The 20,613-nt window shown below is 72.2% G+C and carries 16 protein-coding genes; 8 read left to right on the forward strand and 8 right to left on the reverse strand.

The window, feature by feature from the left end; all coding sequences use genetic code 11:
* Window positions 1-32: 32 nt before the first annotated feature.
* The 7 genes from J2X63_RS08945 to cofD form a co-directional block, all read right to left on the reverse strand.
* Complete coding sequence (locus J2X63_RS08945) at window positions 33-374, reverse strand: YciI family protein (protein ID WP_309976242.1); 342 nt, start codon at window positions 372-374, stop codon at window positions 33-35.
* A 147-nt stretch (window positions 375-521) separates the two neighbouring features.
* The gene (locus J2X63_RS08950; RefSeq protein WP_309976243.1) at window positions 522-1,325 is read right to left on the reverse strand and encodes an ATP-binding cassette domain-containing protein; all 804 of its coding nucleotides are present in this window, start codon (window positions 1,323-1,325) and stop codon (window positions 522-524) included.
* Complete coding sequence (locus tag J2X63_RS08955; protein ID WP_309976245.1) at window positions 1,322-2,446, reverse strand: putative F420-0 ABC transporter permease subunit; 1,125 nt, start codon at window positions 2,444-2,446, stop codon at window positions 1,322-1,324. The genes J2X63_RS08950 and J2X63_RS08955 overlap by 4 nt, the downstream gene beginning before the upstream one ends.
* Complete coding sequence (locus J2X63_RS08960) at window positions 2,443-3,453, reverse strand: putative F420-0 ABC transporter substrate-binding protein (protein ID WP_309976247.1); 1,011 nt, start codon at window positions 3,451-3,453, stop codon at window positions 2,443-2,445. The genes J2X63_RS08955 and J2X63_RS08960 overlap by 4 nt, the downstream gene beginning before the upstream one ends.
* A gap of 156 nt (window positions 3,454-3,609) precedes the next feature.
* On the reverse strand, window positions 3,610-4,542 hold the full coding sequence (locus J2X63_RS08965) for an EamA family transporter (protein ID WP_309976249.1): 933 nt from the start codon (window positions 4,540-4,542) through the stop codon (window positions 3,610-3,612).
* Window positions 4,543-4,574: 32 nt separating this feature from the next.
* The gene (locus J2X63_RS08970) at window positions 4,575-5,600 is read right to left on the reverse strand and encodes an NAD-dependent epimerase/dehydratase family protein (protein WP_309976251.1); all 1,026 of its coding nucleotides are present in this window, start codon (window positions 5,598-5,600) and stop codon (window positions 4,575-4,577) included.
* Between the two features lie 52 nt (window positions 5,601-5,652).
* Window positions 5,653-6,687, reverse strand: a complete 1,035-nt coding sequence (gene cofD, locus J2X63_RS08975; RefSeq protein WP_309976253.1) for a 2-phospho-L-lactate transferase — start codon at window positions 6,685-6,687, stop codon at window positions 5,653-5,655.
* A gap of 189 nt (window positions 6,688-6,876) precedes the next feature.
* Between cofD and J2X63_RS08980 the strand changes: the two genes are divergently transcribed.
* Together J2X63_RS08980 and J2X63_RS08985 are read left to right on the forward strand one after the other, a co-directional pair.
* Window positions 6,877-10,476 carry an HYR domain-containing protein gene (locus tag J2X63_RS08980; RefSeq protein ID WP_309976255.1) on the forward strand — a complete coding sequence of 1,200 codons (3,600 nt, stop codon included), beginning with the start codon at window positions 6,877-6,879 and terminating at the stop codon, window positions 10,474-10,476.
* Window positions 10,477-10,634: 158 nt separating this feature from the next.
* Window positions 10,635-12,731, forward strand: a complete 2,097-nt coding sequence (locus tag J2X63_RS08985) for an elongation factor G (protein ID WP_309976256.1) — start codon at window positions 10,635-10,637, stop codon at window positions 12,729-12,731.
* A 37-nt stretch (window positions 12,732-12,768) separates the two neighbouring features.
* Here the strand turns inward: J2X63_RS08985 and J2X63_RS08990 are convergent, their stop codons facing one another.
* Entirely contained in the window at window positions 12,769-14,193 is a 1,425-nt protein-coding gene (locus J2X63_RS08990) for an aminotransferase class I/II-fold pyridoxal phosphate-dependent enzyme (RefSeq protein ID WP_309976258.1), read from the reverse strand.
* Between the two features lie 255 nt (window positions 14,194-14,448).
* Between J2X63_RS08990 and J2X63_RS08995 the strand changes: the two genes are divergently transcribed.
* Genes J2X63_RS08995 through J2X63_RS09020 form a run of 6 tightly spaced genes read left to right on the forward strand, consistent with a single transcriptional unit; the run spans window position 14,449 to window position 20,540 of the window.
* Window positions 14,449-15,297: a nitrilase-related carbon-nitrogen hydrolase gene (locus J2X63_RS08995; RefSeq protein ID WP_309976260.1), complete on the forward strand. Its 849-nt coding sequence runs from the start codon at window positions 14,449-14,451 to the stop codon at window positions 15,295-15,297.
* A 27-nt stretch (window positions 15,298-15,324) separates the two neighbouring features.
* Window positions 15,325-16,761, forward strand: a complete 1,437-nt coding sequence (hydA, locus tag J2X63_RS09000) for a dihydropyrimidinase (RefSeq protein WP_309976262.1) — start codon at window positions 15,325-15,327, stop codon at window positions 16,759-16,761.
* Window positions 16,762-16,808: 47 nt separating this feature from the next.
* Complete coding sequence (locus J2X63_RS09005) at window positions 16,809-17,840, forward strand: TIGR03842 family LLM class F420-dependent oxidoreductase (protein ID WP_309976264.1); 1,032 nt, start codon at window positions 16,809-16,811, stop codon at window positions 17,838-17,840.
* Window positions 17,841-17,851: 11 nt separating this feature from the next.
* Window positions 17,852-18,814, forward strand: coding sequence for an ABC transporter permease (locus tag J2X63_RS09010; protein ID WP_396133127.1), 963 nt, complete (start codon window positions 17,852-17,854; stop codon window positions 18,812-18,814).
* Entirely contained in the window at window positions 18,811-19,671 is an 861-nt protein-coding gene (locus J2X63_RS09015) for an ABC transporter ATP-binding protein (protein WP_309976266.1), read from the forward strand. Before J2X63_RS09010 ends, J2X63_RS09015 begins: the two co-directional genes overlap by 4 nt.
* Window positions 19,671-20,540, forward strand: coding sequence for an ABC transporter permease subunit (locus J2X63_RS09020; RefSeq protein ID WP_309976268.1), 870 nt, complete (start codon window positions 19,671-19,673; stop codon window positions 20,538-20,540). The genes J2X63_RS09015 and J2X63_RS09020 overlap by 1 nt, the downstream gene beginning before the upstream one ends.
* Window positions 20,541-20,613 lie beyond the last annotated feature (73 nt).

Here is a 20,613-nt window from a genome sequence, read left to right on the forward strand (position 1 = left end):
GGCCGCTCCACCGACAGGAGTGGACCGGACCCTCAGCTGGCCGGGTCGTACTGGAACTCGCGAACCTCCTGCGCGCACCGGCAGGCCACTGCGATCTTCGCCGCCCACTCGAGTGCCGCCTCCCGAGAGGGCACCTCCAGCACGGTGTAGCCGCCCTCGAGCTGCGTGGTCCGCGGGTAGGTGCCCTCGGTCACCGTGCCGTCGCCGTCGACCATGACCGGTGGGACGGCTTCGTTGATGCCGCCCCCGAAGACGTAAACGCCGGCGTCCTTGGCCTCCTCGATGACCGCGTGCGCGGCATCCGCCACGGCCGGCAGCTCGCCGTCGGGCACGACCATGGCGGCGCTCGGGAAGGAGATCAGGTACTTGGTCATCGCTCGCTCCTCGGTGGACCATCGCATCCAGTTGCGATCCGCAACTGCTTTCGAGAAGCTACTCCGACCTTCCCCGCGCGGGCAAGCACTGAAGCACCCAAGCACCCAAGCACCCAAACACTCAAGCACCCAAGCGCGCTCAAGCGCTCACACCTCGGCGCGAACCTCCGCCGCCACCTCCGAAAACGCGATCAGCGGCCGGCCGGTGGTCGGATGCTCCAACACGAGCGCCTCGACGCCCCACACCTCGCGGATCAGGCCGGGCGTGAGCACCTCGCGAGGGGCCCCCGCGGCGACCACCCGGCCGGCGGCGAGCACGATCACGTGGTCGGCGTAGCCGGCGGCGAGCGAGAGGTCGTGGAGGGCCGCGAGCACCGTCAACCCGCCGCCGGCGAGTTCGCGCAGAAGGCCGAGCATGGTCAACTGCGCCCGTACGTCGAGGTGGTTCGTCGGCTCGTCGAGCAGCAGCAGCTCCGGTTCCTGCGCGAGCGCGCGGGCGAGGTTCACGCGCTGGCGCTCGCCACCCGACAGGGTCTCGTACGAGCGGTCGGCGAGCTCCACGAGTCCGGCGTCCTCGAGGCAGCGCCGCACGGTGCCGCGGTCCAGCTCGCCAGGCCCGGCGAATGCGCCGAGGTAGGGGGTGCGACCGAGGGCGACGACCTCCGCGACGCGCAGCCCCGGGGCATCCGACACCTCCTGTTCGGCGAGGGCGATCACCTGGGCGCGGTCGCGACGTCGAAGCGCGGCGAGGTCACGGTCGCCGAGGCGCGCCGTCCCGGCATCCGCTCGCTCGACGCCGGCGATGAGGTGCAGGAGCGTCGACTTTCCCGCGCCGTTCGGTCCGAGCAGTGCGCCGACGGCGCCGCCCGGCACCGTGCAGTCGACGTCGTCGATGATGAGACGGTGACCGCGTGTGAAGCGCACCCGGTCGGTGTGCAGGGCGTCGGTCATGCGAGGTTCCGGTTCCGTAGCATCAGCACGGCGAACATGGGGCCGCCGATGAGCGCCGTCACGATGCCCACGGGGAGCTCGCGCGGGTCGAACAGGGTGCGCGCGGCCGTGTCGGCCCAGACCAGGAAGATGGCGCCCGCAAGCGCCGACAGCGGCAGCAGCACGCGGTTGCGCGACCCGACGAGCAGCCGCACGGCGTGGGGGAGGATCAGCCCGACGAAGCCGATCGCGCCGCTCACCGCGACGAGGGCGCCCGTCAGCAGCGCCGTGCCCGTGAGCAGCAGCACCCGGCTGCGGCGGACGTGCACGCCGAGCGCCGCCGCGGCGGAGTCGCCGAACGCGAACGCGTCGAGCGTGCGTGCGCTCGCGAGCAGCGGGATGCCGACGACGATCACGGCACCGCCCGCGAGCGCGACCGACCCCCAGTCGGTACCGGCGAGCGAGCCGAGCAGCCAGTTGAGGATCTCGCGATAGCTGTCGCCCGTCGCGCTCCAGAAGATGACGAGGCTCGTGACCGCACCGAACACCGCCGACACGGCGAGCCCCGCGAGCACCGTGCGTGTCGGCGTGAGCGCGCCCGCCGCGTTCGCGAGGGCGAGGGTCGCGATCAGCGCAACGAGTGCGCCGGCGAAGGCCGCGACCGGCAGCAGCAGTCCGATGCCGAGCACGATCACGGCCACCGCGCCGACGGACGCGCCCGACGACAGGCCGAGCAGGTATGGGTCGGCGAGCGGGTTGCGCGTCAGCGCCTGCATCACCACGCCGCAGAGGGCGAGCCCCGCCCCGACCGCCGCGGCGGTGAGCACCCGCGGCATCCGCAGCTCCCACACGATGCCGTCGCGCAGCGGGCTCAGCGTCGGCTCCCCGATGCCGAGGTGCGCCAGCACGCTCGCCCACACGTCGGCCGGGCTGAGTCCGGCCGGTCCGATGGTGACGGCGATGACGACGGATGCCGCGAGCAGGGCGCCGAGGGCCACGGCCCACGCGCCCGTGCGCAGGCCGGTGCGGGGGCGGGCAGCGGTGTGCCCCGGCCCCGGCCCCGGCCTGGGCCCAGCGGCATCCGCCACCGGAGCGCCGGTGCCTGCCGCGCCGCTTGCCGACTCCGCCCGCGTCGCGCTCATCGCAGGTCGAGCTCCCCGAGCTGGTCGACGAGCGACGACACGGCGCCGACGTTGCGCACGCCGGCCTCGGTCGCCGGGAAGTCCACGACGAGGTAGCGCCCCTGCTGCACGGCGGGCAGCGCGGCGGTCGCGGGGTTCGACTCGAGGTGCGCGATCTTCTGCTCGGCGGTGTTCCACGCGGCATCCACGAGCACGATGACGTCTGGGTTCGCCGCCACGATCGCCTCCCAGCCCATCGACGTCCACGTGTCCTCGACGTCGGCGGCGATGTTCTCGAGCCCGGCGGCGTCCATGATCATCTGCGGCGCGCCGATGCCGGCGCCGACGTAGGGCGTGTCGTCGCCCGAGCTGTACCAGAGGGCGGTGAGGCCGGCGTCGCTCGGCTCGATCGCGTCGAGCTCGGCCCGCTGCGTCGCAACCAGATCGGCCGCGGCATCCGGAACGCCGAAGATCGCGCCCGCCTCCTCGAACTCGGCGAAGACCTCGTCGAAGGTGAGCGGATTCGGCATGTAGCCCTCGCCCTTGCACGCCGCGGGGGCGACGTAGCTGGCGACGCCCAGCTTCGCCAGCGTGTCGCGGTCGCCCGCGCCCTCGGCCGACAGGTTCGACTCCCACCCGGCGAAGACGAGGTCGGGCTCGGCCGCGAGCGTCACCTCCTGCGACGGCACCTTGTCGGACAGCAGGTCGATGCCGGATGCCGCGTCGGCGAACTCGTCGGGCACGGGGCCGTCGGTGAAGGCGGCGCCGACGATGCGGTTCTCGAGTCCGAGCGCGAGCAGCAGCTCGAGCGTCGACGACTTGATCGTGACCACGCGTTCGGGAGCCTGCTCGAACGTGACCTCGGTGCCGCAGTTGTCGATGGTGAGCGGGTAGCCGGATGCCGCGGCATCCGTCTCGCCTGAGCCGGCCGGCGATGCGGGCGCGGCCGTCGACCCGCTCGCGCAGCCCGCGAGGAGGAGGGCGGCGAGGGGCAGTGCGACGATGGCGACGGGAGTGCGAGTGGGCATGGGGCCTCCGGGACGGTGTGCAAGTGACGTTCCGACGAAGTCGGGGACTCGCGGCCCAATCCCGGGCCACACGCACCGATCAGATCCAGATCGGCGGTCGTGTCCATCGTAGACCTGCGACGGCCGGCGGTGTCGGCCTCGGCGGGCGGCTCGCCGCTAGACGAGGCCGAGCATCACCGACGCGGCGACCGCCAGCACGACGCCGGTGCCCTGCACGGCGTTGATGCGTTCGCGCAGCACGATCCAGGCCAGCAGCACGGTGGCGACCGGATAGAGGTTCACCAGCACGGCGACGACCGCGACGCTGCCCTCGTGGAGGGCGAGCATAAGCAGCACGTTGGCGCCGCCGATGAGCAGGCCGGCGCCAGCGGCGAGCAGGCGGGCGCGACGTCGGGGGTCGGCCGCGGCCACCGCGGCGCGCTGAGCCGAACCCGTCGCCGGCTCATCGTCGGCCTGATGCGCGTCGAGCACTGCCATCGCGCGCCGCATCGCCGGGACCACGCGTGCCAGGCCGAGGAGCACGAGCAGCAGCACGAGACCCGAGGTGGTGTCGAGGAACACCGCCACCATGCCGGCGTCGCCGGGTGCCAGGTCGAGTGCCACCGTGGCGAAGCCGAACGCCAGGCCCGAGATCGCCGCGAACAGCAGGGTGCGCGGCTTCGCGCTCCGGGTGTCGACCCGCCGCTCGAGCCCGATGAGCACCGAGCCGAGGATCGCGACGACGACCGCGACCCACGCGATGGGCGCGAGGTGATCGCCGAGCACGAGGGCCACCACGACGGGCACCGCTGAGCTCAGCAGCGCGATGAGCGGCGTCAGGAGCGAGATCGGCCCGGCGGCGAGCGCCGCGGTGAAGGTGAGGAACCCGACCGCGGCCAGGAGCCCGGCCGTCACGCCGCTCGCGATCGCCGTGGTCGACCACACGCCGCCGACCGTCAGCACGACGATCACCAGCACGACCGTGGCGACGGCGTAGTTGATCGTCGTCGCGACGAGCACCGCGATGCGGCGTGCCGCGACGCCCGAGAAGAAGTCCGCGGTGCCGTAGAGCAGCGCGGCCCCGAGCGCGAGCACGACGATCAGCAGCACCGCGACAGTCTGACGCGCACCGCCGACATCCGCTACGCCCGCGGTGCGAGCGGCGGCGAGGCCTCCACGCCGGCGCCGTCGGCCAGGCCGTCGAGCACCTCGCGCATCGCGTCGGTCGAGCGGTGCCGCGGACTCCAGCCGAGCACCGACCGCGCCCGTTCGGTCGACATGACCGGCACGTTCGCGGCGATGTCGAGCCACCCGGGATCCGAGGCCTGCAGGCGCAGCTTCCATGTGATCCACATGAGGGCCCGCACGACGACGAGCCGCACGGGGACCACGCGACGTGCGCCGACGACCTGGCCGAGCGCCTGCGGGTCGAGCACCGGCTCGCCGGCGACGTTGAACGCGCCGCCCGCCCGCTGCTCCACGATGCGCACGATGGCGTCGGCGAGGTCGTCGGCGTGCACCGCCTGCGAGATCACCTGCGACGGCACGGTGAGGATGGGGATCCGCACCCGGCCGAGCCACCGCACGGGCAGCAGCGAGCCGGCGAAGAGCCCCGCGATCTCGCTCGCCGCGCCGCGCTGGAACACCAGCCCGGGTCGCACGCGGGTGACCACGACGTCGCGATGCTCGCCCTCGAACTCGTCGAGGAGCCGCTCGTCGACCGCCTTGTGACGGCTGTAGTGCGAGGTGTGGATGCCGCCCGTCGGCCAGCTCTCGTCGACGCGGGTGTGCTTCGGACCGCGGCTGTAGGCGCCGACCGACGACACCACGACGACGTGCGGCACCCTCGCCGCGGCCGCCCCGGCGAGCACGCGCCGCAGGCCGTCGACGTTCGTGGCCCACAACTCGCGCTCTCGGTGGTTGGGCTGCAGCAGCCACGCGAGGTGCACCACCGCGTCGGCGCCCTCGAGGATCGACGCGAGCTCGGGCGCGACGCCGGACTGCGACACGTCGACCGCGCGCCAGTCGACACCGCGATACGGCTCCGCCCGCGACTCGGGCTGTCGACGCGCGACGCCGACCACCTCGGTCACCGCGTCGCTGTCGCGCAGTCGGCGCAGCACTGCCGTGCCGATGTTGCCGGTGGCTCCGATGATGACGAGGCGCATGGGCCCTCCGATCGCGTCGCCCGATGCACGTTACGTCAGCAGGCGGCGTCGATCACCGGGTTGACTCACGCCCGGTCGCGTGGTCGCGCAGGCGCTCGCCGAGGTCGATGGCCTGTCCCGCGAGCGCCGCCGACGTGTCGAGGTCCCGCATCCAGAGGGGCACGGATGCCGCGACGAGGCCGGTCTCCGTGAGCGGCTCGACGGCCGCGGCATCCGCGTCGTCGACGAGCCAGCCGTCGATGAGCCCGCCGGCCGAGCGCGCGCCGTAGTGCCGGCCGACCGCCTCGGCGGTCGTGTCGACGCCGATCGCCGGGAGGCAGGCGTCGGCCATGCCGCGCACGACCTTGCCGCCGATGATCGGGGAGACGCCCACGACCGGGGCGTGGGTCTCGCGCACGGCCTCGCGGATGCCGGGGATCGACACGATGGTGCCGATCGAGACGACGGGGTTCGACGGGGCGACGAGCACGAGGTCGGAGCCGCGGATCGCCTCGACGACGCCCGGCGCCGGGTGGGCGTGGTCGAGGTTGCGCTGCCGGAACTCGATCGCCGGAAGGGCGGCGCGGTACCTGGTCCACCACTCCTGGAAGTGCATCTCGCGCTCGCCGTCGAGCTCATCGGCGTCGGCCACGAGCACCTGCGTGTCGACCTCGGTGTCGGTCGCGGGCAGCAGCCGCACGCCGAGCGGCCAGCGGCGCTGCAGGCGGGCGGCCACCTCGGAGGGCGTCGCACCCTCGCGCAGCCAGGCCGTGCGGGCGAGGTGCGTGCCGAGGTCGAGGTCGCCGAGTGTGAACCACGGCCAGCCCACGCCCCACTCCCGCAGTTCGGCGGCGACCCGCTCGGTCTCGCCGGCGCGGCCCCAGCCGCGCTCGGTGTCGTTGACGCCCGCGAGCGAGTAGAGGAGCGAGTCGAAGTCGGGCATGAGCCGTACCCCCGCGAGCCACAGGTCGTCGCCCGTGTTCACGATCACGGTGACGGATGCCGCCGAGCCGCCGTTCCCGTCGGGCCAGCGCCGCGCGCACTCCTCGCGCACCCCGCGCACGAAGCGCGACCCTCCGACGCCGCCCGCGAGCACTGTGATCCGCACCCTGCCACGCTACCCGCGCGCGAAGGGTGGGCCGGCGCGGTCCATCCGACCACCTCGCCCACGCGTACCCCGAAGTGGGGCGGCCGAACCGCGACGGATTCTCACGTTCGCCTTGACGGCGGCGTCGGGGACTGGTTGCGTGTCCCCCGAACGCAGCAGTTCGCGTCGCGACCGGGGGGACGTATGACGATGGGGTGGCTCACGCGCGGCCGCGCGCCGCGACGGCGGCGTGGCATCCGCACCGTTGCACTCGGCGCGGCACTCGGGGCGGTCGCCGCCCTCACGCTGGTGGTGCCCGCGCAGGCGGCGGCGCCGTCGTTCGTCGACCCGCCGACCCGGTTGTACATGGCTCCCGCCGGATCGCTGCCGGTGAGCCTTCCCGCCGGCTTCCCGACGTTCATCCCCGAGGGGGAGCTCGCGTTCGACGGCGCCACCGACCTCATCTCGCAGGACGTGCGCACCATCGCGGTCGAATCGGCCGAGGCGGGCTGCGTCAACGCCGACCCATGGAACCTCACCGGATGCACGGCGGTCCAGCTCTCGGTGTCGCACGGCACCCTCGACTTCAGCGACCCGCCATCCGTCGTCGACGACTCCGACAGCAGCATCGACGTGCTGCAGCTGCCCAGCGGCGCCCTCGTGCGCGACAAGAGCGCGCTCAGCGACCTGCCCGCGCCGGTCGTCGCAGTCATCGGCACGACCCAGCAGGTGAACGACGCGCTGAAGACCCTCGTCTACACGCCCGACGACGACTCCGACGACGACGGCACCGCCGACGACCCGTACTTCTACAACGGGTCCAATCCAGAGACGCTCGCCGTCACGCTCGTGCCCGGCGACCCGGCGCTCAGCACCGCGCAGGCGGACATCCAGATCCGCGTGCAGGAGCTCAACGACTTCCCCGAGGTCGAGGTGCCCGACCAGGTCTTCCAGGTGCCGTCGGGCGGGTCGGGCTTCCTCGGCGATGCCGGCGACGACGCCGGACAGCCCGACGAGGAGGACTGGAATGTCGTCGATGAGGACAACGACGAGCAGGACGGGGACGACACCATCGACGGGCCGGGCGACGAGTGGCTGCTCATCGCGTGGACGGATTGCGGCATGTTCGCGATGCCCGCGTCGCCGTTCACCATCTACGACGACCTCGAGGAGCTGATGGAGGACACCCTCGACCTGGCGGTCTCGCCTGATCCGGCCGATCCCGAGTTCGCCGAGTACGAGGCCAACCGGGCGCTCGTCGTCGAAGGGGCGATGAACGCGCTGCCCGACGAGGTGAAGAACCTGCCCTTCGCCACCGGCAATCCGAGCGACCCGCACAGCGCCTTCGCCGGCGTGGTGAGCGGGCTGAACGCGATCGACAGCCTCAACTACGCGCTCGACCAGGTGGAGTTCCTCGCGACCGGCCTGACCGACGTCACGTGCACCGTGCGGTTCCTGGTCTCCGACCTCGGCAACAACGGCCTCCCCCTGCAGTACCTCGGCGACCCGCCCTACGGCATGCAGGTGCCGTTCTTCGGGTTGGACCTCGACACGAACGATGTCCCGACGACCGAGAAGGTGGTCGTGCAGGTCGGCGCCGGCACCGAGGTCGACGTGACGCTGCCGACCGACGTGCCCGTGGCGGAGGGCGCGACGGGCACGGTGCCCGTCACGATCACGCCGGCGGAGCATCCGGCCTTCGATCTCACGGTGTCGACCGCACCCGTCGCGCCGACGACGGCCGACGTCGACTACACCTCGCTCGCGGCGACGACGATCCCGGTGCCCGCGGATGCCGCGGCCGTCGACATCCCCGTGGACGCGCTCGCCGACGCCGTGTACGACCCGGGCGAGACCTACACGGTCTCCGTCACGCTCCCCGCCGATCCGCCCGGCTACGGGCTCACGTCGTCGGATCCGTCGGCGCTCGTGACCATCGGCGACGACGACCTTCCCCCCGACACGACGGCGCCGACGGTGACGGTCGAGCAGGGCGCGACGCAGGTCGATCCGACGTCGACGCTGCCGATCACCTTCGACGTCGAGCTCTCGGAGCCGGCCGTCGGGCTCGACGCGACCGACGTCGACCTCGCGTTCAGCGGAACCGGCACGCCGGTCGCGACGTTGGTGCCCGGCGGCTCGCCGACCGAGTACACGGTGACCGTAACCGGATTGACCGGTGACGGCGTGCTCACCGCGTCGATCGGGGCGGGGGCGTTCACGGATGCCGCGCTGAACGCGAACTCGGCATCGACCTCGACCGACAACGAGGTGACCTACGAGTCCGCCGACGAGCCCGACACGACGGCGCCGACGGTGACGATCAACCAGGGTGCGACGCAGGTGGATCCCGCGCCGGTGCTGCCGATCGCGTTCGACGTGGCGTTCAGTGAGCCGGTGCTCGGGTTCGCCGCGGTCGACGTGACCTTGGCGTTCACGGGTGCCGGTACGCCGGTGGCGACCGTCGTGCCGGGTGGGGCGCCGGGCCAGTACGTCGTCTCGGTGGACGGGCTCACGAGCGATGGCCTGCTCACGGCGTCGATCGCCGCGGGGGTGGCGACGGATGCCGCGCTGAATCCCAGTGCTGCTTCGACGTCCACCGACAACTCGGTGACGTTCGACCTCGACGACGGTGACGTGACGGCGCCGACCGTGACGATCGACCAGGGTGCGACGCAGGTGGATCCGGCCACGGCGCTGCCGATCGTGTTCGACGTGGCGTTCAGCGAGCCGGTGGTCGGGTTCACCGACTCCGACGTGACGCTGGTGTTCACGGGCACCGGCACCCCCGCGGCCACCGTCGTGCCGGGTGGCACGCCGGGCACGTACACGGTGTCGGTCACCGGGCTCACGAGCGACGGTGTCCTGACCGCGTCGATCGCGGCGGGCGTGGCGACGGATGCGGCGCTCAACCCAAGTGCTGCGTCGACCTCGACGGACGACACGGTGACCTACGACTTCGACGAGGGCGATCCCGACGTGACGGCGCCGACGGTGACGATCGACCAGGGCGGGACGCAGGCGGATCCGACGGACGTGTTGCCAATCGTCTTCGACGTGGCGTTCAGCGAGCCCGTGATCGGGTTCACGGATGCCGACCTGACGCTGGCCTTCACCGGTACCGGCACTCCGGCGGCGACCGTCGTGCCCGGTGGGACGCCGGGCACGTACACGGTGTCGGTGAACGGGCTGACGGGCGACGGCGTCCTGACCGCGTCGATCGCCGCGGGTGTGGCGACGGATGCCGCGCTGAACCCCAGTGCTGCGTCGACGTCCACCGACAACACCGTGCGATACGCGCTCCTCGTCGACGAGCCCGATCCGCTCACGATCGACGTGCCCGACGACATCGTCGTGGACGCGCCTCCCGGCGAGCCGGGCGTGACCGTCGTCTTCGACCCGCCGACGACCACCGGCGGCGTCGCCCCGATCACGGTGAGCTGCGACCACGCCTCGGGCGAGCTCTACCCGATCGGCGTGACCACGATCACCTGCACGGCGACCGACTCCGCGCCGCCCGAGGAGGTCATGCTCTTCGCGGTGATCGCCGCCACGTTCACCATCACGGTGAACGCGACGACCGATCCGGGCACGGGCGGCCCCGGCGACCCGGGAACGCCCGGTGGCTCCGGAAGTGGCGGTTCGGGCTCCGGCGGTTCAGGATCCGGGTCGACCACGGGCACGGGCAGCGCCTCGGGCATCGCGTCGACCGGCGTTGAGACACAGGGCGCTCTGCTCGCCGCACTGGCCCTGCTGCTGGCCGGCGCCGCGGCCGCACGGATCGGAGCGCGCCGCCTCGGTCGACGCTGACGAGCGCAGGGTTCCGGATGCCGCGTGCGGCGGCCCGCGGCATCCGGAACCGCCTGATCGAGACGAACGCATCACCACGCGGTCGACGCCACCCTCTGGTGTTCATCGCGCGACGGGTCCACGATGGACGGGAGAACCGCACCGGCGCGGGAGGCCCCATGAACTCGGCACCCACCACGACCCACCGCACCGTCGCCCTCGTGGGCGCGGCAGGCTCGGGCAAGACCACCCTGGCCGAGGCGTTGCTGCTGCGAGCCGGCGCCATCCCGCGCGCCGGGACCGTGGAGCAGGGCAGCACGGTGTGCGACCACGACCCCGAGGAGGTCGCGCGGGGCATGAGCCTCAGCCTCGCGCTCGCGTACTTCCAGTGGACCGGGCCCGACGGCGTCGAGTACGACCTGACCCTGGCCGATGCGCCGGGCCATCCCGACTTCGTCGGCGGCGTCGACACCGCGATGTCGGTGGCGGATGTCGCGGTGATCACCGTCAGCGCGGTCGACGGCGTGACCGTGGGGACCCGCTCGGCGTGGGCCGCGGCGGAGGCGGCCGGGGTACCCCGCATCATCGCCGTGACGCAGGAGGACAAGGCCCGCGCCGACTTCCGGCGGGTGCTCGCCGACCTGCACGCCGCCTTCGGCGACCGGCTCGTGGCGCTCGAGCTGCCCCTCGGCGAGGAGCAGGCGTTCCGCGCGATCGCCGACGTGCTGAGCGAGCAGGCGCTCGTCTACGACGAGACCGGCCGGCACCACGACGAGCCGCTGCCCGCCGAGGCCGAGGCGGAGGAGCACCGCATGCACGTCGACGTGACCGAGGAGATCGTGTCGCACGACGACGAGCAGCTCGAGGCGTACCTCGACGGCCGGGAGCCCTCGGCGCCCGACCTCGAGCGCACCCTTGCCCGGGAGGTCGCGAGCGGCGACGCCGTGCCGGTCGTCGTCTGCTCGGGGGTCACGGGCACCGGCGTCGACCGGGTCGCCGACCTGGTGTGCGCGCTCGCTCCCTCGGGTCGCGGGCACGACAGCCGGATCGTGCTCGGCGGCGGCGGCGGCGGTGGTGCAGGCGGCAACGGCAGCGGAGCGGCATCCGGAACCGAACTGGCCGTCGCGCCCAACCCCGACGGCGAGGCGCTGCTGCACGTGTTCCGCACCGTGGCCGACCCGTTCGTCGGCCAGGTCTCGACGTTCAAGGTGCTCTCTGGTGTCGTGCGTCCGAGCGACCGGCTGCACAACGCGACCACCGGCGCCGACGAGCGCATCCACGGCCTCTTCCGCCTGCGCGGCGCCGAGCACGTGCCGGCCGACGTGCTGCGGGCCGGCGAGGTCGGAGCCGTGGCCAAGCTCACCGGGTCGCCGTCGGGGTCGCTGCTCTGGTCGCGGGCGAACGGCGTCGCCCGTCCGCTGCCGCTGCCGCGGCGCGAGCCGGTCTTCGCGGTGAGCCTCGCCCCGGCGACGCAGTCCGACGACGAGAAGCTGATGACGTCACTCACGCGGCTCGTCGCCGAGGACCCGACGCTCGTCATCGACCGCACTGGCGGCCACACGGTGCTCCGCGGCCTGGGCGATATGCACCTCGCGGTCGCCGTCGAGCGGCTGGCCCGCGTCTTCGGCGTGCACGTCACGACCTCGCCGGCGCCCGTGGCCTACCGCGAGACGATCGCCGGACACGCCCAGGTCGAGGGCAAGCTGAAGAAGCAGTCGGGCGGCCATGGGCAGTTCGCGGTCGTGCACCTGCGCGTCTCACCGCTGCCGTCGGGGAGCGGCTTCGAGTTCGTCGACTCCGTCGTGGGCGGTGCCGTGCCGCGCACCTACATCCCCGCCGTCGAGAAGGGCGCGCGGGATGCGCTCGCCACGGGCGGCCCGCAGGGGCATCCGGTCGTCGACGTCAAGGTGGAGCTCTTCGACGGCAAGTCGCACTCGGTGGACTCGTCGGAGATGGCGTTCCGCACGGCGGCGTCGATCGGCGTGAAGGCGGCGCTCGCCGAGGCCGGCACGGTGCTGCTCGAGCCGGTGTCGGTCGTGACCGTGACGGTTCCGGCCGAGCTGCAGGGCACCGTGCTCACCGACCTGTCCGGACGCCGCGGCCGCGTCAGCGCGACCGAGACCACCGACGACGGCCGCACCCGCGTGATCGCCGACGTCCCAGAGGCCGAGCTCGCCCGCTACGTGCTCGACCTCCGCTCGATCACCGGCGGCCAGGCCGAGCTCTCGATCACCCCCGACCGCTACGCTCGCGCGCCCGGCGGCGTCACGGCCTGAGCGGATGCCGCGGCCCCGCCCCGCGCCCACCCGCCGCTCAGTACCCGCCGACCGCCACGTGCTGCGCCGCCGTCGCCAGCGCGTCGGCCACGTCGTCGGCGCCGTCGCGGAGCGCGCCGACGGTGACCCGCACGAAGTCGCCGCCGGGGCGGGTACGGGCGCCGTTCGCGGCATCCGCGGTGTCGGATGCCGCGAGGAACGGCGTGCCCGCCGCCACCCGGATCCCGGCTGCCGCCAACTGCACGAGCGCCGACCGCTCGCTCAGCACGGGCACCCACACGTTGATGCCGTCGGCGGGCGCGACGGGCACACCCCGGGCCCGCAGTGCATCGCCGAGCGCCCTCTGCCGCGTGTAGTACTGGCGCCGGGCCTCGGCGACGGCGTCGATCGAGGTGCCGTCGGTGAGCAGGTCGAGCAGGATCGTCTGCAGCATCCGCGACGTCCAGCCGGGGCCGAGCATGCGGCGGGCGACCACCCGGTCGACCAGGTCGCGCGGGCCGCCGAGCGCCGCGATGCGCAGGTCGGGCCCGTGCGACTTCGCGAAGCTCCGCACGTGCACGACCCGGTCGGGCAGCCAGGTGCCGAGGGTCACGTCGCCCTCGGTCGAGATCAGCCCCGAGTGGTCGTCCTCGATGACGACGAGGTCGTCGACGTCGGCGGCGGAGCGGATGACGTGCGCTAGCGCCTCGGCACGCTCGGCGGTCATCGACGCCCCCGTCGGGTTCTGCGCGCGGGGCTGCAGCAGCACGGCGGCGGGCCGGCCACGCAGCGCGCGGGCGAGCGCCTCGGGCACCATGCCGTGCGCGTCGAGCCGCACGGGCACCGCCTCGGCGCCGAGCACGTCGAGCAGGTCGAGGAACGGCGGGAACCCCGGACTCTCGACGACGACGCGGTCGCCGAACCGCACGAGCTGCTCGAGGGTGCGCGAGATCGCGTCGAGCGCGCCGTCGACGACCATGATCGAGCCTGCGGGCGACGGCCACGAGTCGGCGAGCACGGTCGCGAGCGCCGGGATGACGGGCTCGGCCTGGTAGCTCCCCGTCTCGGCGCGAGCCGACACCCGCGAGAGCGCCGGTCCCAGCGCGGGCAGCAGCAGCGGGTCGGGCGTGCCACGGGAGAGGTCGAGGCGCACGGGGTCGTCGGGCGCCGCCATCCCGCGCATCCGCGGCGCCAGCCGAGCGGATGCCCCCCGAGCGGATGCTCCGCCCCGCACGAAGCTGCCGGCGCGGCCGCGCGACTCGATCATGCCGGCGCGCGCGAGCGCCTGCCACGCCTGGCTCACCGTGGCGGGGCTCACGCCCAGCACGGCGGCGAGGTCGCGGACGGTTGGCAGGCGTTCGCCCGGCGCGAGCTCGCCCGAGCTCACGCGCCGAGCGATCACGCCGGCGATGCCGCGTGGTGTCGCGTCAGGGAATTGGGCCCGCGCGACCAGCGCAGCGGCATCCGCTCGATCGCCGTTCATCGAAGCACCGTCACAGGAATACCTGACACGACCATTGCCTCCTCACGACGCAAGGGACAGTATGAATTCACCACAGCGACACAGAGTGAAACATAAGAGAAATGTTCACGCCGAACAATAACAGAACGGGTCGCGAGCCCCGTTCGGCAGTCCGCACCACCCTCGGCGTCGCAGCATCGCCCGGTCGCACCTGAGCACAGTCCCGCCAGGCGCACCGAGCGGACGGCAACGACGCCGACCGACTCAGGAGGCAACATGACGATCGTCCGAGCGGCCATCACGCAGACGACCTGGACCGGCGACAAGGAGTCCATGCTCGACAAGCACGAGCAGTTCGCCCGCGACGCGAAGGAGCAGGGCGCCGAGGTGATCTGCTTCCAGGAGCTGTTCTACGGCCCCTACTTCGGCATCACCGAGGACGTGAAGTACTACGACTACGCCGAGCCCGCCGACGGCCCCATCGTGCAGCGCTTCGCCGCGCTCGCGAAGGAGCTCGGCATGGTGATGGTGCTGCCGATCTACGAGGAGGAGCAGCCCGGCGTCTACTACAACACCGCCGTGGTGGTCGACGCCGACGGCACGATCCTCGGCTCGTACCGCAAGCACCACATCCCGAACCTCGACAAGTTCTGGGAGAAGTTCTACTTCCGGCCAGGCAACCTCGGCTACCCCATCTTCAACACCGCGGTCGGGCCGATCGGCGTGTACATCTGCTACGACCGGCACTTCCCCGAGGGCTGGCGCGAGCTCGGCCTCAACGGCGCGCAGATCGTGTTCAACCCGAACGCCACGAAGCCCGGCCTGTCGAACCGGCTCTGGGAGATCGAGCAGCCGGCCGCGGCCGCCGCGAACGGCTACTTCGTCGCCGCGGCGAACCGGGTGGGCCTCGAGGACAACGAGTACGGCGACCTCGCCGTGAACTTCTACGGCAAGAGCCAGTTCGTCGACCCGCAGGGCAACATCGTCGGCGCCTACGGCTCCGAGACCGAGGAGGAGGTCGTCATCCGCGACCTCGACCTCGACATGATCCGGAACGTCCGCAACGCGTGGCAGTTCTACCGCGACCGCCGGCCCGACTCCTACACCTCCATTCCGAAGCCGTAACCCGACGAGCCACGCGAAGGAGCGAACATGGCCACCACCCTCATCCGCGGCGGCACCGTCGTCAGTGCGACCGGACGCGCCGCGGCCGACGTGCTCATCGACGGCGAGACCATCCGGGCCGTGCTGGAACCCGGCAGCAGCATCCTCGGCACGGATGTCGCGGCATCCGTCGACCGCGTCATCGACGCGACGGGCAAGTACGTGATCCCCGGCGGCATCGACGCGCACACGCACATGCAGCTGCCGTTCGGCGGCACCGAGGCATCCGACACCTTCGAGACCGGAACGCGGGCGGCGGCCTGGGGCGGCACGACGTCGATCATCGACTTCGCCGTGCAGACCTACGGGCAGCGCATCGAGGACGGGCTGGCCGCGTGGCACGAGAAGGCGGCCGGCAACTGCGCGATCGACTACGGGTTCCACCAGATCGTCGGCGACGTCAACGAGGCGTCGCTCGCGACGCTGCGCCGGCTCCCCGACGAGGGCATCACGAGCTTCAAGATGTTCATGGCGTACCCGGGGGTCTTCTACTCGGATGACGCGCAGATCCTGAAGGCCATGCAGGTGTCGCGCGACACGGGCATGCTCACGATGATGCACGCCGAGAACGGCCCGGCGATCGACGTGCTCGCCGCCCAGCTCGTGGAGCAGGGCAAGACCGATCCGTACTACCACGGTGTCGCCCGCGCCTGGGAGATGGAGGAGGAGGCGACCCACCGCGCGATCATGCTCGCGAAGCTCACGGGCGCGCCGCTCTATGTGGTCCACGTGTCGGCGAAGCAGGCCGTCGAACAGCTCGCGTGGGCGCGCGACAAGGGGCAGAACGTGTACGGCGAGACGTGTCCTCAGTACCTCTACCTGTCGCTCGAGGAGCAGCTCGGCGCGTCGAGCGAGCAGTGGGGCCACTTCGAGGGCGCCAAGTGGGTGTGCTCCACCCCGCTGCGCTCCCACGAGGAGGGCCACCAGCAGTCGATGTGGCAGGCGCTGCGCACGAACGACCTGCAGATGGTCTCGACCGACCACTGCCCGTTCTGCATGAAGGACCAGAAGGAGCTCGGCCTCGGCGACTTCCGGAAGATCCCCAACGGCATCGGCTCGATCGAGCACCGCATGGACCTCATGTACCAGGGCGTCGTCACCGGCGAGATCACCCTCGAGCGCTGGGTGGAGCTCACGAGCACCACGCCGGCGCGCATGTTCGGCCTGTACGGCACGAAGGGCGTCATCCAGCCCGGCGCCGACGCCGATGTCGTCGTCTACGACCCGAACGGCCACACGTCGATCGGCCTCGAGAAGACGCACCACATGAACATGGACTATTCCGCGTGGGAGGGCTTCGAGATCGACGGCCACGTCGACACGGTGCTGTCCCGGGGCAAGGTCATCGTCGACGACGACCAGTACCTCGGTGCCAAGGGCGACGGCCGCTTCCTCAGGCGCGGCCTCAGCCAGTACCTCATCTGAGTCGACCCCCAACCCCCGAGCCGACCCCCAACCGAGCGGAGCACCCCATGGACTTCGGAGTCGTCCTCCAGACGAACCCCCCGGCATCGCGCACCGTGCACCTGGCGAAGCTCGCCGAGCAGTACGGCTTCAGCACCGCGTGGACGTTCGACTCGCACCTGCTGTGGCAGGAGCCATATGTCATCTACAGCCAGATCCTCGCCGAGACGCACCGCATCAAGGTGGGCCCCTTCGTCACCAACCCGGCGACCCGTGACTGGACGGTGACCGCGTCGATCTTCGCGACGCTCAACGAGATGTACGGCAACCGCACGATCTGCGGCATCGGCCGCGGCGACTCCGCGGTGCGCGTGACGAACGGCAAGCCGACCACGCTGAAGGAGCTGCGCGAGTCGATCCACGTGATCCGCGAGCTGGCGAACTCGCGGCCGGTCGAGTACAAGGGCTCGCAGCTGCAGTTCCCGTGGTCGCGCGGCTCCGAGCTCGAGGTGTGGGTGGCCGCCTACGGGCCGATGGCGCTGACGCTCGCGGGCGAGGTTGGCGACGGGTTCATCCTGCAGCTCGCCGACCTCGACATCGCCGCGTGGATGATCCAGCACGTGCGCGACGCCGCCGAGGCGGTGGGCCGCGACCCGATGTCGGTGAAGTTCTGCGTCGCCGCGCCCATGTACATCGGCGACGACCGGGAGCACATGCGCGACCAGTGCCGCTGGTTCGGCGGCATGGTGGGCAACCACGTCGCCGACATCGTGGCGAAGTACGGCACCGGCTCCGACGGCTCGAGCGGGGCGGTGCCCCAGGCCCTGACCGACTACATCAAGGGCCGCGAGGGCTACGACTACAACGAGCACGGCCGGGCCGGCAACACGCACACGTCGTTCGTGCCCGACGAGATCGTCGACCGGTTCTGCGTGCTCGGCACCGCCGACGAGCACATCGCGAAGCTCAAGGCGCTCGCCGACCTCGGCGTCGACCAGTTCGCAGGCTACCTCCAGCACGACAACAAGGAGGAGACGCTGCGGGTCTACGGCGAGACCGTGATCCCGGCGCTCTCCGAGCACATCACGGCGAAGGCATGACGGAGGCCGGCGTGAGCGAGACGACCGCGGTGACGGATGCCGCGGGTGCGGCGCCCGACCGCGGCATCCGCTCGCCTCGTCGTGGCGGCCGTGGCGGCCGCGGTCGCCGGGCGCTCGCCCGCTGGGGCTGGGGCCTCGCTGGCATCCTCGCGGTCGTGCTCATCTGGGAGGCGTACAAGCTGCTCGGCCCGGCCGACGGCGTGGTGCTCGGCACCACCCGCGTGCTGCCGCGCACCACCGACCTCGCGATGCCGCACGTGTGGGAGATGATCGGCCGACTCGGCGAGCCGGTCACGCGCTCGCCGACGGCGCAGCCGCTCTGGGCGGTCATCGCGCTGTCGGCGCTCACCACGCTCGGCATCGCGGCGGTGGGGTGGCTCGTCGGCGTGGTGGTGGGCATCGGCCTCGCGCTCGTGATGCAGCGCTGGCGCCTCGCCGAGTGGGGCCTGTTGCCGTGGATCATCATCAGCCAGACCGTGCCGCTCATCGCGTTCGCGCCCGTCGTGAAGAGCTGGGGGTCGCGCGTCGAGATCGGCTCGTTCGAGTGGCAGGACTGGATGTCCGTCGCCCTCATCGCGAGCTACCTGGCGTTCTTCCCCATCGCCATCGGCGCCCTGAAGGGCCTGCAGTCGCCCGACCGCATCCACGAGGAGCTCATGCAGACCTACGCGGCGGGCTACTGGACGACGCTCGTGAAGCTGCGGTTCCCGGCATCCGTGCCCTACCTCCTGCCCGCGCTGCGCCTCGGCGCGGCCAATGCGGTCATCGGCGCGGTCGTGGCCGAGGTGTCGACCGGCCTGCAGGGCGGCATCGGGCGCATCCTCATCCAGTTCGCCGGCCAGGCATCGGGCGACCCGGCCAAGGCGTGGGCGCCGATCTTCGGCGCGATCGTGCTCGGCCTCGTGGCCGCCGGCTCGATCGCCCTGCTCGGCGTGATCCTCAAGAACTACCGACGAACGGAGGAGGCCGCATGAGCGACCCCCAGGCCCAGACCGCTTCCGCTGCCGCTGCTGCCACCTCCGCGGTCGAGGTGCGCGGGGTCGACAAGGTGTTCGAGACCCGCAGCGGACAGGTGCAGGCGCTCGACGCGATCGACCTCACGGTCGCCGCCGGCGAGTTCGTCTCGCTCATCGGCCCGAGCGGATGCGGCAAGTCGACCCTCATGCGGCTGATCGCCGACCTCGACGACCCGACCGCCGGCACCCTGACGGTGTTCGGCAAGACCGCACGGCAGGCGCGGCTCGACCAGGAGTACGGCATCGCGTTCCAGTCGGCCGGGCTGCTGCCGTGGCGCACGGTCGCCGGGAACGTGGCCCTGCCGCTCGAGCTGCACGGCGTGGCATCCGCAGCTCGCTCGACCCGCGTCGCCGAACTGCTCGACATGGTGGGCCTCGCCGACTTCGCCGACCGCTACCCCGACCAGCTCTCGGGCGGCATGCAGCAGCGAGTCGCCATCGCCCGCTCGCTCGCCGAGCAACCGCGGCTGCTGCTGATGGACGAGCCGTTCGGCGCCCTCGACGAGATGACGCGCGAGAAGATGCAGTCCGACCTCGTGCGCATCTCGGCCGAGACCGGCGCGGCCGTCGTGTTCGTCACGCACTCGATCCCCGAGGCGGTGTTCCTCTCCGACCGCGTCGTCGTCATGTCGCCGCGGCCCGGGCGCATCCGGGAGATCGTGCCCATGCGGCTCGGCGCCGACGCCAAGCGCGCCGCCCGCACCGAGGAGCTCCGCGAGGAGCGGGCGTTCTTCGACATGGTCACCGCGGTCCGCGAGGCGCTGCACGGGGGAGCCCCCGTCGGCACCGGGCCGCGCGGGGTGGAGACGCGCTGATGACCGCCGCCGCCGCATCCGCCGCCTCGCCGCCGCCGCCACCCAGCGGCGCGACCGGGCGCCCGCCGCGGGCCCGCTCGCACGGCTGGAGCCCGCGCACCGAGAACACGCTGCGCATCGTGGCGCCGATCGCCGTCGGGCTCATCGTGCTCGGCACGTGGCAGTTCCTCGTCAGCGTGGTCGGCGTCTCGGACTACCTGCTGCCGAGCCCGGCGTCGATCATCGAGGAGTTCATCGCGTACTGGCCGTCGATCGCGCAGGCCATGGTCATCACGGGCACGAACGCGCTCGTCGGCCTGGTCGTCGGCTCGATCCTCGGCATCCTGCTCGCCGCACTGGCCGCGCGGTGGCGCGCGATCGACCAGATGAGCGCGCCAGTCGTCGCGTCGCTCGCGGTCATCCCCATCGTGGCCCTCGCGCCAGTGCTCAACTCGATGTTCGGCGCCGACAGCCAGTTCGGCCGGCAGGCGATCGCCGCCCTCGCCTCGTTCGTGCCCGTGTTCATCAACACGTTGCGCGGGTTCCGGCAGACCGCGCCTGTGCACCGCGACCTCATGAAGGCGTACGCGGCGAACTCGGGCCAGGTGCTGCGCACGCTCACGCTGCCGACGGCGCGACCGTTCATCCTCACCGGCATCCGCATCGCCTCGTCGCTCGCCGTGATCTCCGCGCTCGTCGCGGAGTACTTCGGCGGCCCGCGCGGCGGACTCGGCGGCCTCATCTCGACGTCGGCCGCGTCGAGCGCCTACGCCCGGGCCTGGGCCTACGTCCTGGCATCCATCGCCCTCGGCCTGCTCTTCTACCTCGCCACCCTCGCGCTCGAGCGACTGCTGCAACGCCGACCCGTCGAGGAGCGACGACGCACCTGACCACCAGACCACCGGGGCCGAGGGCCCCGGGGAACCGCACCACCCGCACCGAATGCACCACCGCACCACCCGC

This window comes from Agromyces sp. 3263 (genome assembly GCF_031456545.1).
Taxonomy (GTDB): Bacteria; Actinomycetota; Actinomycetes; order Actinomycetales; family Microbacteriaceae; genus Agromyces.